General features: G+C 64.4%; 16 protein-coding genes. 10 read left to right on the forward strand and 6 right to left on the reverse strand.

Features of this window, described 5'->3' with window-relative positions; translation table 11 throughout:
* Positions 1-147: 147 nt before the first annotated feature.
* Genes catA through KHO49_RS19025 form a run of 3 tightly spaced genes read right to left on the reverse strand, consistent with a single transcriptional unit; the run spans position 148 to position 2,578 of the window.
* Positions 148-1,077 (reverse strand): catechol 1,2-dioxygenase, encoded by a 930-nt coding sequence (gene catA / locus KHO49_RS19015; protein ID WP_213665640.1) that lies wholly within the window; start codon positions 1,075-1,077, stop codon positions 148-150.
* Between the two features lie 51 nt (positions 1,078-1,128).
* Positions 1,129-1,419, reverse strand: coding sequence for a muconolactone Delta-isomerase (gene catC, locus KHO49_RS19020; RefSeq protein ID WP_016966965.1), 291 nt, complete (start codon positions 1,417-1,419; stop codon positions 1,129-1,131).
* 10 nt (positions 1,420-1,429) lie between these two features.
* A complete protein-coding gene (locus tag KHO49_RS19025) occupies positions 1,430-2,578 on the reverse strand; it encodes a muconate cycloisomerase family protein (RefSeq protein ID WP_213665641.1) in 1,149 nt (382 codons plus the stop codon).
* 125 nt (positions 2,579-2,703) lie between these two features.
* Here KHO49_RS19025 and KHO49_RS19030 point away from each other — a divergent pair, with 125 nt between their 5' ends.
* The 4 genes from KHO49_RS19030 to KHO49_RS19045 all read left to right on the forward strand — a co-directional run bounded on the left by KHO49_RS19030 (position 2,704) and on the right by KHO49_RS19045 (position 5,334).
* Positions 2,704-3,612: a LysR family transcriptional regulator gene (locus KHO49_RS19030; protein ID WP_102881767.1), complete on the forward strand. Its 909-nt coding sequence runs from the start codon at positions 2,704-2,706 to the stop codon at positions 3,610-3,612.
* A 102-nt stretch (positions 3,613-3,714) separates the two neighbouring features.
* Positions 3,715-4,215, forward strand: a complete 501-nt coding sequence (locus tag KHO49_RS19035; RefSeq protein WP_102881768.1) for an RDD family protein — start codon at positions 3,715-3,717, stop codon at positions 4,213-4,215.
* A 36-nt stretch (positions 4,216-4,251) separates the two neighbouring features.
* Positions 4,252-4,587 (forward strand): DUF6388 family protein, encoded by a 336-nt coding sequence (locus KHO49_RS19040; protein WP_110596116.1) that lies wholly within the window; start codon positions 4,252-4,254, stop codon positions 4,585-4,587.
* A 42-nt stretch (positions 4,588-4,629) separates the two neighbouring features.
* Complete coding sequence (locus tag KHO49_RS19045) at positions 4,630-5,334, forward strand: YoaK family protein (RefSeq protein WP_102881770.1); 705 nt, start codon at positions 4,630-4,632, stop codon at positions 5,332-5,334.
* A gap of 12 nt (positions 5,335-5,346) precedes the next feature.
* Here the strand turns inward: KHO49_RS19045 and KHO49_RS19050 are convergent, their stop codons facing one another.
* Complete coding sequence (locus KHO49_RS19050; protein WP_213665642.1) at positions 5,347-6,096, reverse strand: SDR family oxidoreductase; 750 nt, start codon at positions 6,094-6,096, stop codon at positions 5,347-5,349.
* A gap of 186 nt (positions 6,097-6,282) precedes the next feature.
* Between KHO49_RS19050 and tusD the strand changes: the two genes are divergently transcribed.
* The 6 genes from tusD (at position 6,283) to KHO49_RS19080 (ending at position 9,755) form a co-directional block, all read left to right on the forward strand.
* Positions 6,283-6,675, forward strand: coding sequence for a sulfurtransferase complex subunit TusD (tusD, locus tag KHO49_RS19055; RefSeq protein ID WP_213665985.1), 393 nt, complete (start codon positions 6,283-6,285; stop codon positions 6,673-6,675).
* 1 nt (position 6,676) lies between these two features.
* On the forward strand, positions 6,677-7,039 hold the full coding sequence (gene tusC, locus KHO49_RS19060) for a sulfurtransferase complex subunit TusC (RefSeq protein WP_102864741.1): 363 nt from the start codon (positions 6,677-6,679) through the stop codon (positions 7,037-7,039).
* Positions 7,039-7,335 (forward strand): sulfurtransferase complex subunit TusB, encoded by a 297-nt coding sequence (gene tusB / locus KHO49_RS19065; protein WP_115580489.1) that lies wholly within the window; start codon positions 7,039-7,041, stop codon positions 7,333-7,335. The genes tusC and tusB overlap by 1 nt, the downstream gene beginning before the upstream one ends.
* The gene (locus KHO49_RS19070; RefSeq protein ID WP_016966956.1) at positions 7,332-7,667 is read left to right on the forward strand and encodes a TusE/DsrC/DsvC family sulfur relay protein; all 336 of its coding nucleotides are present in this window, start codon (positions 7,332-7,334) and stop codon (positions 7,665-7,667) included. The genes tusB and KHO49_RS19070 overlap by 4 nt, the downstream gene beginning before the upstream one ends.
* Positions 7,664-8,665, forward strand: coding sequence for a glycosyl transferase family protein (locus tag KHO49_RS19075; protein ID WP_213665643.1), 1,002 nt, complete (start codon positions 7,664-7,666; stop codon positions 8,663-8,665). The genes KHO49_RS19070 and KHO49_RS19075 overlap by 4 nt, the downstream gene beginning before the upstream one ends.
* Before the next feature lie 88 nt (positions 8,666-8,753).
* Positions 8,754-9,755 (forward strand): glutathione S-transferase family protein, encoded by a 1,002-nt coding sequence (locus KHO49_RS19080; protein WP_213665644.1) that lies wholly within the window; start codon positions 8,754-8,756, stop codon positions 9,753-9,755.
* A 67-nt stretch (positions 9,756-9,822) separates the two neighbouring features.
* Here the strand turns inward: KHO49_RS19080 and cysG are convergent, their stop codons facing one another.
* Positions 9,823-11,217: a siroheme synthase CysG gene (gene cysG / locus KHO49_RS19085; protein WP_213665645.1), complete on the reverse strand. Its 1,395-nt coding sequence runs from the start codon at positions 11,215-11,217 to the stop codon at positions 9,823-9,825.
* Entirely contained in the window at positions 11,218-12,498 is a 1,281-nt protein-coding gene (gene serS / locus KHO49_RS19090) for a serine--tRNA ligase (protein WP_102881778.1), read from the reverse strand.
* Position 12,499: the final 1 nt, after the last annotated feature.

Genomic DNA, 12,499 nt, shown 5'->3' on the forward strand with positions numbered 1-12,499 from the left:
CACTCTGATTGTTCTTGTTGGGGCTGCACCGCGCGGTGGCAGGCCGCGCAGGCAGGCAATCACGCAAGGTCAAAAAGCCCGGGCCGACAACGACAAAAGCCACGGGCCGCACAAGGCGTCCGTGGCTCGGTCTTGCCGTGCTGGGGGTCAGGCCTCCAGGGCACGCACCCGTTCGTGGCGCTGCTGCTCTTGCGGCTGGGCCGAAGACTGCAGGGTGAAGTCGAAGTGAATTTCCGCGAAGCGGCCACTCACGCCCAGTTCCTTGGCCCGGACCTGGTCTTCGCTGAAGGTGATCTTGGCGATCAGTTCGTCGCGGGTGGCGTAGGCGAAGTCGTCGTGCAGGTACGGATCGCCGTCCAGGTTGATCTGGGTGGTCAGGTGGCGATGGTCATCGGCCGAGATGAAGAAGTGGATGTGCGCCGGGCGCTGGCCGTGGCGGCCCAGTTGGTCCAGCAGTTGCTGGGTCGGGCCTTCCGGCGGGCAGCCGTAGCCGGACGGCACGATGCTGCGAAAACGGTAGCGGCCCTCGGCGTCGGTGACGATGCGCCGGCGCAGGTTGAATTCCGACTGGCTGCCGTCGAAGTAGGAATAGGTGCCGCCGGTGTTGGCGTGCCAGACATCGACGATGGCGCCGGCCAGGGGCTGGCCGGCGGTGTTGGTCACCTGCCCTTGCATGAACAGCACCACGCCCGGATCGAGGCCGTCGTCCAGGCGCGCTTCACCCTGGCTAAGGGGCGCGCCGGCCACGTACAGCGGGCCTTCGATGGTGCGCGGGGTGCCGCCGGTCTTGCCGGCCTGTTCGTCGGCGGCGTCCATCAGCAGGTCCAGGTAGTGCTCCAGGCCCAGGCCCGCGGCCAGCAGGCCGGCTTCCTGGCGGGCGCCGAGGACGTTGAGGTAGTTGACGGCTTTCCAGAATTCTTCCGGGGTGACGTTCAGGTCTTCGATGATGTTCACGGTGTCCCGCAGGATGCGGTAGACGATGGCCTTGGTCCGGGGGTTGCCGCCTTCGGTGAACTGGCCGCTGGCTTCTTCAAGAAAGCGTTGGGCGCTGGCAGTCTGGGAAATTCTGACGTTCATGATTAATCCTCATCTTGTATTTATTAGAGTGGTGAACGGGCTGATGCGAACTCAGCGGTCATCCTCATGAATGGACGAAGGATGCCTGCACAGGGCGTTAACTTCGATGGCCATGTACGGGTACAGCGGCAATTGCATCAGGGTGTCGTGCAGTTCCTGCACGCTGTCGACGTCGAACACGCTGTAGTTGGCGTACAGCCCGGCGATGCGCCACAGGTGACGCCACTTGCCTTCGGCCTGCAGGCGCTGGGCCAGGGCCTTTTCCTCGGCTTTCAGTTGCGCGGCGCGCTCGGGGTTCATGTCGACCGGCAGGTTCACGGTCATTTTCACGTGGAATAGCATGCAGCCCTCCTCAGGTGTGATGCAGCACGGGGGTGGTTTTGTCGCGACGGAAGAACGCCAGGCGCTCTTCGTCCAGGCTCAGGCCAAGGCCCGGTGCCCGTGAGACATGCAGGTGGAAATCCCGGTACACCGGCGCCTCGGCGAGGATGTCCTCGGTCAGCAGCAGCGGGCCGAACAGCTCGGTGTCCCAGCTCAGTTTGTTCAAGGTCAGGAAGGCGTGGGCCGAGGCCAGGGTGCCGATGCCGCCTTCGAGCATGGTGCCGCCGTACAGGCCGATGCCCGCTGCCTCGGCAATCGCCGCGGTGCGCAGGGTGGCGCGGGGGCCGCCGTTCTTGGCGATCTTCAGGGCGAACACCGACGCCGCGCCTTCCCGGGCCAGGTTGAAGGCGTCTTCCACGCATTCGATGGATTCGTCGGCCATGATCGGCGCCGGGCTGCTGGCATTCAGGCGCACCATGCCGGCGCGGTTGTTGCGGGAAATCGGTTGTTCAATCAGGTCGATGCCGTTGCCGCCGAGGATGCGGCAGGCGCGCAGGGCCACGGCTTCGTCCCAGGCCTGGTTGACGTCGACCCGCACGCTGGCGCGATCGCCCAGGGCCTTCTTGATGGCGATCACGTGAGCCAGGTCGCGGTCCACTTCACCGGCGCCGATCTTCAGCTTGAAGATCCGGTGGCGGCGCAGGTCGAGCATCTTCTCGGCTTCGGCGATGTCCTTGGCGGTGTCGCCGCTGGCCAGGGTCCAGGCCACCGGCAGCGCATCGCGTACGCGGCCGCCCAGCAGTTCGCTGACCGGCAGGCCGAGGCGCTTGCCCTGGGCGTCGAGCAAGGCGCTTTCGATGCCGGACTTGGCGAAGGTGTTGCCGCGGATGCTCTGCTCCAGGCGCAGCATGGCGGCGTTGATGTTGCTAGCGTCCTGGCAGATCAGCAGCGGGGTGAAGAAGCGGTCGATGTTGGTCTTGATGCTGTCCGGGCTTTCGTTGCCATAGGCCAGGCCGCCGATGGTGGTGGATTCCCCCAGGCCTTCGATGCCGTCGGCGCAGCGCAGGCGGATCAGCACCAGGGTCTGGTTCTGCATGGTGTGCATGGCCAGCTTGTGGGGGCGAATGGTCGGCAGATCGACGATGATCGTTTCGATCGATTCAATGGCAGAAGCGTGCATGTCCATACCCGTGAGGTTCTTGAAGTTCTGCGCTCGATTCTGTACCGGCTTTTTCCGGGGTTCCAATATAGAATTGGTCTGGCTTGATACCTTAAAGGTATGTATGTCTCTACAGGGGAGCTGTCATGGAATTGCGTCATCTGCGCTACTTCCAGGTGCTGGGGGAAACCCTCAATTTCACCCGCGCCGCCGAACGCCTGCACATCGCCCAACCGCCTTTGAGCCGGCAGATCCAGCAGTTGGAGGACGAGTTGGGGGTGCTGTTGCTGGAACGCAGCCGACCGCTGCGCCTGACCGCCGCCGGGCGGTTTTTCTATGAGCATTCCAACCGGGTACTGGAGCAGTTGGGCAAGGTCTGCGACAACACCCGGCGCATTGGCCTGGGGCACAAGACCTGGCTGGGCATCGGTTTTGCCCCCTCGACCCTGTACGGCGTGCTGCCGCAACTGATCCGCCGCCTGCGCAGCAACGAAACCCTGGAGCTGGAACTGGGATTGTCGGAAATGACCACCCTGCAACAGGTGGAAGCCTTGAAGGCGGGACGCATCGACATCGGCTTCGGGCGGATCCATATCGACGACCCGGCCATCGTGCAGAGGGTGCTGACCGAGGATCGGCTGGTGGTCGCCCTGCCCGCCGGCCATCCCTTGCTGGGACAAGAGGTGAGCCTTGAGCAACTGGCCAACGAGCCCTTTGTGCTGTATCCGGCCAACCCGCGCCCGAGCTACGCCGACCATGTGATCGCGCTGTTCAGTGCCCGCGGCCTGAACCTGAAGATCGCCCAGTGGACCAACGAATTGCAGACCGCCATCGGCCTGGTGGGCGCCGGCATCGGCATCACCCTGGTGCCGGCCTCGGTGCAGGTGCTGCATCGCGACGACATCGGTTTCTGCCCGCTGCAGGAACCCGAGGCCACCTCGCCGATCATCCTCAGCCGCCGGGTCGGCGAGCCGTCGCCGGGGCTCACCCACTGCCTGCACCTGATTGCCCAGTTGCGCAGCGAGATCGGTCGCGAACAGCCCGTGGTCAGCTGACTCGGTGCGGGTGCAGTAGGCCCCCGTCAAAACCACTGCTACACCCCGCCCTGCGGGGATTACACTGCGCCCGATGTGATGGAAAAAACTCTGGAATCGACCATGGAAGTCTCAAGAACCCAACTAATCCTGCGCCGCGCCGCCGCCTTCATGCTCGACCAGGTGCTGGCGCTGGCGGTGTATGTGCTCCTGTCGCTGAGCCTGCACGGGGTGCTGGCGTTGCAGCCGGTCAGACGCTTGCTCGACCTCGAGCAACAGACGGGGCTGGAGCCCTACCTGCACTCAATGCTGTTCATGCTGGTCTGGCCCTTGTACTTCGTGGCCTGGGAGTATTTCTTCAAGGGCCGCACGCCCGGCAAGTGCGCCCTGGGCCTGGTGGTGATCAACGCCGCCGGGACGCCGCCGACGCTGATCCAGGTACTGATCAGAAGCGCCACCCGCCATCTGGAGGCCGCGTTCGCCTTTGTCCCGCTGATGGCCTGTGCGGAATCAAGCCGCTGCCAGCGAATAGGCGATATGCTCGCCCGCACCTACGTGATCCCGCACAAGGATCTGCAGCAGATACGCAGTGAAATGCCAGCACATCCCCTGTCCCGGGCTTGATGCCTGAAGACTGCCCGTTCCCCTCAAGGAGCCCCGATGCCCGCCGATGCCCTGCACCACGAAATAGCCTTGGAAAGATTTCTCGCCGCCCGCCCCGAACTGCGCGAAGCCCTGGACAAGCTCAATCCGCTGGAGGCCCAGGTCAAGGGCGAGACGCCCGAGCAGTACCGCAACGAACGCCTGCATGAAGCCTTTGAAGCCGAAGCCGAGCGCCTGGGGCTGTTCGCCTGGGAGTTGAGCCTGCAACTGACCGCCGCCAGCCCCGAGGAATTCCACGCCCAGCGCCTTGAAGTGCACAGGGAAGTGGCGGAAATGGCCGGCATGCCGTGGGATGAATACTGCGCCCTGCATCCTCTCGATCCACAACCTTGACCCGCACGCGTCCCCCGTAGTCCCTGTTCAGGAGAACCGACGATGTTGCCTTCGACTTCCACCCAATCGGCCAGCGCCGCCCTGCAGCACACGCAGAAATGGCGTGGGCGGGTCGGCCTCGGGCTGGTGGCTTGCCTTTCGGTGCTGGCTGGCATGACCGACGCCATCGGCTTCATGGCCACTGGCGATTTCGTGTCTTTCATGAGCGGCAACACCACGCGCATGGCGGTGGCCATCAGCGATGGCGAGCTGGGCCTGGTGCTGCGCCTGCTGCTATTGGTGGCGACCTTTATCGTCGGTAACGCCCTGGGCGTGGTGGTCAGCCGCCTGGCCGGGCACCGCGCCCTGCCCTTGCTGCTGAGCATCGGCGCATTGCTCTGCGCGTCCGCTGCCTGGCCCTTCGAGCAGCAACTGCCGGCCCTGCTGGCGGCCATTATCGCCATGGGCATGCTCAATGCGGCAGTGGAGGAAGTGAACGGCCTGCCCATTGGCCTGACCTATGTCACCGGGGCCCTGTCGCGCTTTGGCCGTGGGCTGGGGCGTTGGATGCTCGGTGATCGGCGCAACGGCTGGCGAGTGCAACTGGTGCCTTGGAGCGGGATGTTCGCCGGAGCGGTGCTGGGTGCCCTGCTGGAACAACACCTGGGGCTCAAGGCGCTGTATGTCAGCGGGTTGTTTGCAGCGTTGCTAGGGGTGGCGTCATTGAAGATTCCGCGCCGCTGGCAACTGGGCTACAAGACCCGCTGACCTGTACTTCCATCAGTCGAACAGACCGCCGCTGTCGGTATCGATGACGATCGATGACAGGCTGATGTGCCGCGGCCGGGTCAGGGCGAAGACCACCGCTTCCACCACGTCGCGGTTGGTGCCCTGCTCGCCCTTCTGTCGTGCCGGAACCTGCTGCCAGGCCGGGTCCAGCGGCGAAATGTCCTCCAGATACGGCGGATGCACACACAGCGAGCGCACCGGCGTGCCCTTGAGCACCTGGCGCAGACCGTCGGCCAGGGCCAGTTGCCCGTGCTTGGCCGCGTAGAACGGCAGCGACACGCTGTGCAGGGGTGCATTGGGCAAGCCGCTGATGGAGCCGATGGTGACGATGTCCGGACGCGTGGAGGCCTTGAGCGCCGGCATCAGGCCCTGGGTCAGGAGGAAGGTGCCCGTCAGGGCCGCATCGATCACTCCGGTGACTTCGGCCGCGCTGTGGGGCTGCTCGCTGGCCTCCAACCACATGGCGCCGTTATTGATCAGAATGTCCACCTGGGGCTGGCGCACATGAATCTCCGCCAGGGCCGCCTTGACGCTGTCGCTGCTGGCCAGATCCACCACCACGCAATCGGCAGCCTGGCCGGTGCGCGTCTCGATGGCCGCACTCACCTGCGCCAGGGCCTCGGCATTGCGCCCACAGAGAATCAGCTTGCAGCCCAGGTCCGCCAGACTGATGGCCAGTGCCGCGCCCAAACCACGACCGGCACCGGTGACCACCACCACCGCCGAATTCAAATCCATCATCCCTTGCTCCTTGTCCCAGGTTGATTGAAGGCGCGAGTCTATCCCTGGTTGCTGCTTCAGGGCCCGGGCAAAGCTTTACCCGATATGTCCTGGGCTCCCGGAGCCAGAGCCTTCGGGGCGAAAGGGGTTTAGCCGATCCAAGGAGAAAGCTTTATCATGGCCGCAGTTTTATCCATCGAGTCCGTCATGAAGTTCGCCATCGCCCTGTTCTCCGCCGCTCACGCGCCGTCCTCGCGCCGCGCCCTGCTGTTCGCCCAGGCGGCGCTGGCAGGCGGGCATGAGATTGTCCGGCTGTTTTTCTACCAGGACGGCGTCTACAACGCCGCCAACAGCATCGTCACGCCCCAGGACGAACAGGACCTACCCCGGGAATGGCGCGAATTTATCGAGCAGCATCAGCTCGATGGCGTGGTGTGCATCGCCGCCGCCCTGCGCCGCGGTGTGTTGAATACTGACGAAGCCCAGCGCTATCAGCGCACGGCGGTGAGCGTCGAGGCGCCGTGGGAGCTGTCGGGGCTCGGGCAATTGCATGACGCGGTACAGGCCGCCGACCGCCTGATCTGTTTTGGAGGGGCGTGAGATGGCCAAATCTCTGTTGTTGATCAGCCGTCAGGCGCCCTGGTCCGGCCCTGGGGCCCGCGAGGCCCTGGATATCGTCCTGGCCGGCGGCGCCTTCGACCTGCCGATCGGCCTGCTGTTTCTCGACGATGGCGTGCTGCAACTGGCGCCGGGGCAACAGGCGTCGCTGCTGCGCCAGAAAGACCTGAGCGCCAACCTGCAGGCGTTGTCGCTGTTCGGCGTCGACGAACTGTTTGCCTGCAGCGCCAGCCTCGCTGCTCGTGGTCTGGACCCGGCAACCTTGAGCCTTGACGCGGTACAGCTGCTCAACGCCCCGGAACTGGCCGGGATCATCGACCGTTTTGACCAGGTGATTACCCTCTGATGTCGACCTTGCACGTGTTGTCCCACTCGCCCTTCACCGACACCCGCCTGAGCAGTTGCCTGCGTCTGCTGGGCAGCGCCGATGGCCTGCTGCTGTGCGGCGATGCCGCCTATGCCCTGCAGCCGGGCACCACTCTTTACGGCGAACTGGGCGCCCGCAGCGGCTTGAAGCTGTATGTGCTGGAAGAGGACTTGCAAGCCCGGGGCCTGGAGCTGCCGACCTGGGCCCGTGCGGTGGATTACCCGGGCTTCGTCGAGCTGTCGATTGAGCATGACAAGGTCAACACCTGGCTATGAGTACCCTGACTGTGGGCGCTCGCGCCATCGAACTGGACAAGGACGGTTACCTGGTCAATCTCGACGACTGGTCCGCCGACGTGGCCCAAGCCCTGGCCGCCAACGAAGAGCTGGAACTGAGCGCGGAACACTGGGAAATCCTCGAACTGCTGCAGGGCTTCTATAAAGAGTTCCAGTTGTCGCCGGCCACCCGCCCGCTGATCAAGTACACCGCCCTCAAGCTGGGCCCGGACAAGGGCAACAGCCTGCACCTGAACCGTCTGTTCAAAGGCACTCCCGCCAAACTTGCCGCCAAGCTGGCGGGCCTGCCGAAGCCGACCAATTGCCTATGAACGATTTCGCCCCCCTGCTCACCCAGACCCCGCAAGAGCACCCGTTCGCCCAGTTCGTGCGCATCCTTGGCAAAGGCAAGCGCGGCGCGCGCAACCTGACCCGCGAAGAAGCCCGGGAAGCCATGGGCATGCTGCTGGACGGCAAGGTCGAGGACACTCAGCTGGGCGCCTTCCTCATGCTGCTGCGGCACAAGGAAGAAAGCCCGGAAGAGCTGGCGGGCTTCACCGAGGCCTTGCGCGAACGCCTCAACACCCCGGCCATTGCCCTGGACCTCGACTGGCCGACCTACGCCGGCAAGAAGCGCCACCTGCCCTGGTACCTGCTGGCGGCCAAGTGCCTGGCGCAGAACGGCGTGCGCATCCTGCTGCACGGCGGCGGCGCCCATACCGTCGGGCGCCTGTACACCGAACAGTTGCTGGAGCCCCTGGGGATTCCCCTGTGCCGTGACTGGTCATCGGTCAGCCAGGCACTGGACCAGGGCAACCTGGCCTTCATGCCACTAGGCGACTGGGCGCCCCAGCTGCAACGGATGATCGATTTGCGCAACATCCTCGGCCTGCGCTCACCGATCCACTCCCTGGCGCGCATTCTCAATCCCCTGGGCGCCCGTTGCGGCCTGCAGAGCATCTTCCACCCCGGCTATCAGGCGGTGCACCGCGATGCCAGCGGCCTGCTGGGGGACAACGTCATCGTGATCAAGGGTGACGGCGGCGAGATCGAGATCAACCCGGACACCACCAGCCATCTGTACGGCAGCACCGGTGGCGTCAGCTGGGACGAGGAATGGCCGGCATTGTCGGCACAACGCCATGTGAAGCCGGCCAGCCTGGAACCCGAGCACCTCCTGGCGCTGTGGCGCGGTGATGTTGAGGACAGCTACCCGCAACTGGCCCTGCTGGCGACCATGGCCCTGGCCTTGCGCGGTTTGGGCACGCCGCGGGAGCAGGCCTTCGCGCTGGCCCAGCAGTATTGGGATGCCCGGGACAGATCGATTTAATCGATCAAAACCGCCCATGCTTTGCGCTTTTTGTTCGAACCCAGCGGCATAGACTGCACTCCAACGCGAAATAGCTGAGGAGCATTCAATGGGACTGCTGATCGATGGGCGCTGGCATGACCAGTGGTACGAAAGCGGCAAGGACGGCGCCTTCCAACGGGAACAGGCGCAACGCCGCCACTGGGTCACCGCCGATGGCAGTCCGGGACCCAGCGGCGAAGGCGGCTTTGCCGCCGAGGCCGGGCGCTATCACCTTTATGTATCGTTGGCCTGCCCCTGGGCCCACCGCACGCTGATCCTGCGCAAGCTCAAGGGCCTGGAACAGCTGATCGACGTCTCGGTGGTCAGTTGGCTGATGCGCGAGCACGGCTGGACCTTCGACAGCGCCTTCGGCTCCAGCGGTGATGCGCTGGATCACTTTGATTTCATGCACCAGCGTTATACCGCCGACAGCGCCGACTACACCGGCCGCGTCACCGTGCCGGTGCTGTGGGACAAGCAGCAACAGCGCATCGTCAGCAACGAGTCGGCGGAGATCATCCGCATGTTCAACAGCGCCTTTGACGGCCTGACCGGCAATGACCTGGATTTTTATCCGCAGCCATTGCGCGCACGCATCGATGAACTCAACGCACGCATCTACCCTGCGCTGAACAATGGCGTGTACCGCGCCGGGTTTGCCACTTCACAACAGGCCTATGAGACGGCGTTCGATGATGTCTTTGCCGAGCTGGACGCTTTGGAAGCGTTGCTGGGTAAACAGCGCTACTTGATCGGCGAGTACCTGACCGAAGCCGATGTGCGGCTGTTCACCACGCTGATCCGCTTCGATGCGGTGTACTACGGCCACTTCAAGTGCAACCTGCGGCGGATTGCCGATTATCCCAACCTGTCGAACTGGCTGCGGGAGTTGTACCAGTGGCCGGGGATTGCCGAGACGGTGGATTTTGCCCATATCAAGGGGCACTACTACGCCAGCCATAGCACCATCAATCCGACCGGGATTGTGCCAAAGGGGCCGCAGCAGGACTTCAGCCGCGCCCATGATCGGCAACGGTTGAGCGGGCAAGGGGTTTGGTGCAGGGGTTGAGAACGCTTTCGCTGGCAAGCCAGCTCCTACATCGATCCTGTAGGAGCCGGCTTGCCGGCGAAGCTTTTCAGACCTCGGACTGAGCGCCTTCGAACCAGGCCAGCTTCTCGCGTAGCTGGACCACTTCGCCAACGATCACCAGGGTCGGCGCGTGCACTTCGTGCTCCGCCACCAGCGTCGGCAGGTTGGCCAGGGTGCCGGTGAAGACTCGCTGGTTGCTGGTGGTGCCCTGCTGAACCAGGGCCGCCGGCGTGTCGGCGCTGCGACCGTGCTTGATCAGTTGCTCGCAGATGGTCGGCAAGCCCACCAGGCCCATGTAGAACACCAGGGTCTGCGCTGGCGCCACCAGGTCGCTCCAGGGCAGGTTGCTGGTGCCGTCCTTGAGGTGACCGGTGACAAAGCGCACCGACTGGGCGTAGTCGCGGTGAGTCAGGGGAATCCCGGCATAGGCCGAGCAACCACTGGCCGCGGTAATCCCCGGCACCACCTGGAATGGAATGCCGTGGGCCGCCAGTTCTTCGATCTCTTCGCCGCCACGGCCAAAGATGAACGGATCGCCACCCTTGAGCCGCACCACGCGCTTGCCTTGCCGGGCCAGGTTCACCAGTTGCTGGTTGATCTGCTCCTGAGGCACGGCATGATTGGCGCGGCGCTTGCCAACGTAGATGCGCTCGGCATCGCGGCGGCACAGGTCGAGAATCGCCGGTGCCACCAGACGGTCGTAGAGCACCACGTCGGCCTGTTGCATCAGGCGCAAGGCGCGAAAGGTCAGCAGGTCCGGATCACCCGGGCCCGCACCCACCAGATACACCTCGCCCGGCGCATGGGGCGCCTTGCCGGCAATCTTGGCCTGCAACAGACGTTCGGCTTCCGCACCCTGCCCCGCCAGTTGGCGATCGGCGATAGGACCCTGGAATACGTCCTCCCAGAACGCCCGGCGCTGCTGCACATCCGGAAACAGGCCTTTGACCTGAGCGCGGAAACGCGCCGCCAACCCGGCCAATTGGCCGTAGCTGGAAGGAATCCAGGTCTCCAGCTTGGCCCGGATCAGCCGCGCCAGCACCGGCGCATCGCCGCCACTGGAGACTGCGATGACCAGCGGCGAACGGTCGACGATAGCGGGAAAGATCACGCTGCACAGGGCCGGCGCGTCCACCACATTGACCGGGACGCAACGCCGATGGGCATCGGCGGAAACCTGGGCATTGAGGGATTCGTCGTCGGTGGCGGCGATGATCAGGGTGCAGCCGTCGAGGTCGGCCTCGACATACCCGCGCAGCAGGGACTCACCGCCGCTGGCGACGATCAGTTCCTGCAATTGCGCTTCTATTTCAGGTGCGACCACTCGCAGCTGCGCACCGGCATCGGCCAGCAGACGGGATTTGCGCAAGGCAATCTCCCCTCCACCGACCACCAACACACGACTGCCGCGAAGGTTGTGAAACAGCGGCAGATATTCCATTTAGCCGATGACCTCAAGACCACCCATGTAAGGCTTCAGCACGTCCGGCACACGGATCGAACCGTCGGCCTGCTGGTAGTTCTCCAGCACCGCCACCAGGGTGCGGCCCACGGCCAGGCCGGAACCGTTGAGGGTGTGCACCAGCTCCGGCTTGCCGGTTTCCGGGTTGCGGAAGCGTGCCTGCATGCGCCGGGCCTGGAAGTCGCCGCAGTTGGAGCACGAGGAGATCTCGCGGTACTTGTCCTGGCTCGGCACCCAGACTTCCAGGTCGTAGGTCTTGACCGCGCTGAAGCCCATGTCGCCGGTGCACAGGGCCAGTACGCGGTACGGCAGTTGCAGCAGTTGCAGGACCTTTTCGGCGTTGGCGGTCAGGCCTTCCAGGGCTTCCATCGAAGTCGACGGCTCGACCACCTGGACCATCTCGACCTTGTCGAACTGGTGCTGGCGGATCATGCCGCGGGTGTCGCGGCCCGAAGCACCGGCTTCACTGCGAAAGCACGGCGTGTGGGCGACGAACTTCAGCGGCAGTTGCTTCGGATCGAGGATCTCGCCGGCCACGATGTTGGTCAGGGACACTTCGGCGGTCGGGATCAGGTACAGATCGGCTTCGCCTTCGCGAGTGATCTTGAACAGGTCTTCCTCGAACTTCGGCAGCTGGCTGGTGCCCACCAGGGCCGGAGCCTGCACCAGATACGGAGTGTAGGCCTCTTCGTAGCCGTGCTCGCCGGTGTGCAGGTTGATCATGAACTGCGCCAGGGCGCGGTGCAGACGGGCGATAGGGCCGCGCAACAGGGCGAAGCGCGCGCCGGACAGCTTGGCCGCGGTTTCAAAATCCAGCCAGCCGTGGGTTTCGCCCAGGGCCACGTGGTCCTTGATCGGGAAGTCGAAGGTGGTCGGGGTGCCCCAGCGGCGCACTTCAACGTTGCCGTCTTCGTCTTCGCCGACCGGCACCGATTCGTGAGGCAGGTTGGGAATGCCGAACAGGATCGAATCCAGTTCGCTCTGGATGTTTTCCAGCTCCACCTTGCCGGTGCTCAGCTCGTTCCCCATGCGCTCAACGTCGGCCATCAGCGGGGCGATGTCTTCGCCGCGTTGCTTGGCCTGGCCGATGGACTTGGAGCGCGCGTTACGTTCAGCCTGCAGTTGCTCGGTGCGGGTCTGCACGGTCTTGCGCTGTTCTTCCAGCGCTTCGATGCGTGCCACATCCAGGGCAAAGCCGCGGGATGCCAGACGATCCGCTACGTCCTGGAGGTTGCTACGTAACAGTTTGGAATCGAGCATG

The sequence above is a fragment of the Pseudomonas sp. RC4D1 genome (assembly GCF_018390395.1).
Taxonomy (GTDB): domain Bacteria; phylum Pseudomonadota; class Gammaproteobacteria; order Pseudomonadales; family Pseudomonadaceae; genus Aquipseudomonas; species Aquipseudomonas danubii.

Bases quoted from the DNA above. Each gene is read 5' to 3' on its own strand.
- catA (WP_213665640.1), bottom strand. From the start codon at position 1,077: ATGAACGTCAGAATTTCCCAGACTGCCAGCGCCCAACGCTTTCTTGAA.
- catC (WP_016966965.1), bottom strand. From the start codon at position 1,419: ATGCTATTCCACGTGAAAATGACCGTGAACCTGCCGGTCGACATGAAC.
- KHO49_RS19025 (WP_213665641.1), bottom strand. From the start codon at position 2,578: ATGCACGCTTCTGCCATTGAATCGATCGAAACGATCATCGTCGATCTG.
- KHO49_RS19030 (WP_102881767.1), top strand. From the start codon at position 2,704: ATGGAATTGCGTCATCTGCGCTACTTCCAGGTGCTGGGGGAAACCCTC.
- KHO49_RS19035 (WP_102881768.1), top strand. From the start codon at position 3,715: ATGGAAGTCTCAAGAACCCAACTAATCCTGCGCCGCGCCGCCGCCTTC.
- KHO49_RS19040 (WP_110596116.1), top strand. From the start codon at position 4,252: ATGCCCGCCGATGCCCTGCACCACGAAATAGCCTTGGAAAGATTTCTC.
- KHO49_RS19045 (WP_102881770.1), top strand. From the start codon at position 4,630: ATGTTGCCTTCGACTTCCACCCAATCGGCCAGCGCCGCCCTGCAGCAC.
- KHO49_RS19050 (WP_213665642.1), bottom strand. From the start codon at position 6,096: ATGATGGATTTGAATTCGGCGGTGGTGGTGGTCACCGGTGCCGGTCGT.
- tusD (WP_213665985.1), top strand. From the start codon at position 6,283: ATGAAGTTCGCCATCGCCCTGTTCTCCGCCGCTCACGCGCCGTCCTCG.
- tusC (WP_102864741.1), top strand. From the start codon at position 6,677: ATGGCCAAATCTCTGTTGTTGATCAGCCGTCAGGCGCCCTGGTCCGGC.
- tusB (WP_115580489.1), top strand. From the start codon at position 7,039: ATGTCGACCTTGCACGTGTTGTCCCACTCGCCCTTCACCGACACCCGC.
- KHO49_RS19070 (WP_016966956.1), top strand. From the start codon at position 7,332: ATGAGTACCCTGACTGTGGGCGCTCGCGCCATCGAACTGGACAAGGAC.
- KHO49_RS19075 (WP_213665643.1), top strand. From the start codon at position 7,664: ATGAACGATTTCGCCCCCCTGCTCACCCAGACCCCGCAAGAGCACCCG.
- KHO49_RS19080 (WP_213665644.1), top strand. From the start codon at position 8,754: ATGGGACTGCTGATCGATGGGCGCTGGCATGACCAGTGGTACGAAAGC.
- cysG (WP_213665645.1), bottom strand. From the start codon at position 11,217: ATGGAATATCTGCCGCTGTTTCACAACCTTCGCGGCAGTCGTGTGTTG.
- serS (WP_102881778.1), bottom strand. From the start codon at position 12,498: ATGCTCGATTCCAAACTGTTACGTAGCAACCTCCAGGACGTAGCGGAT.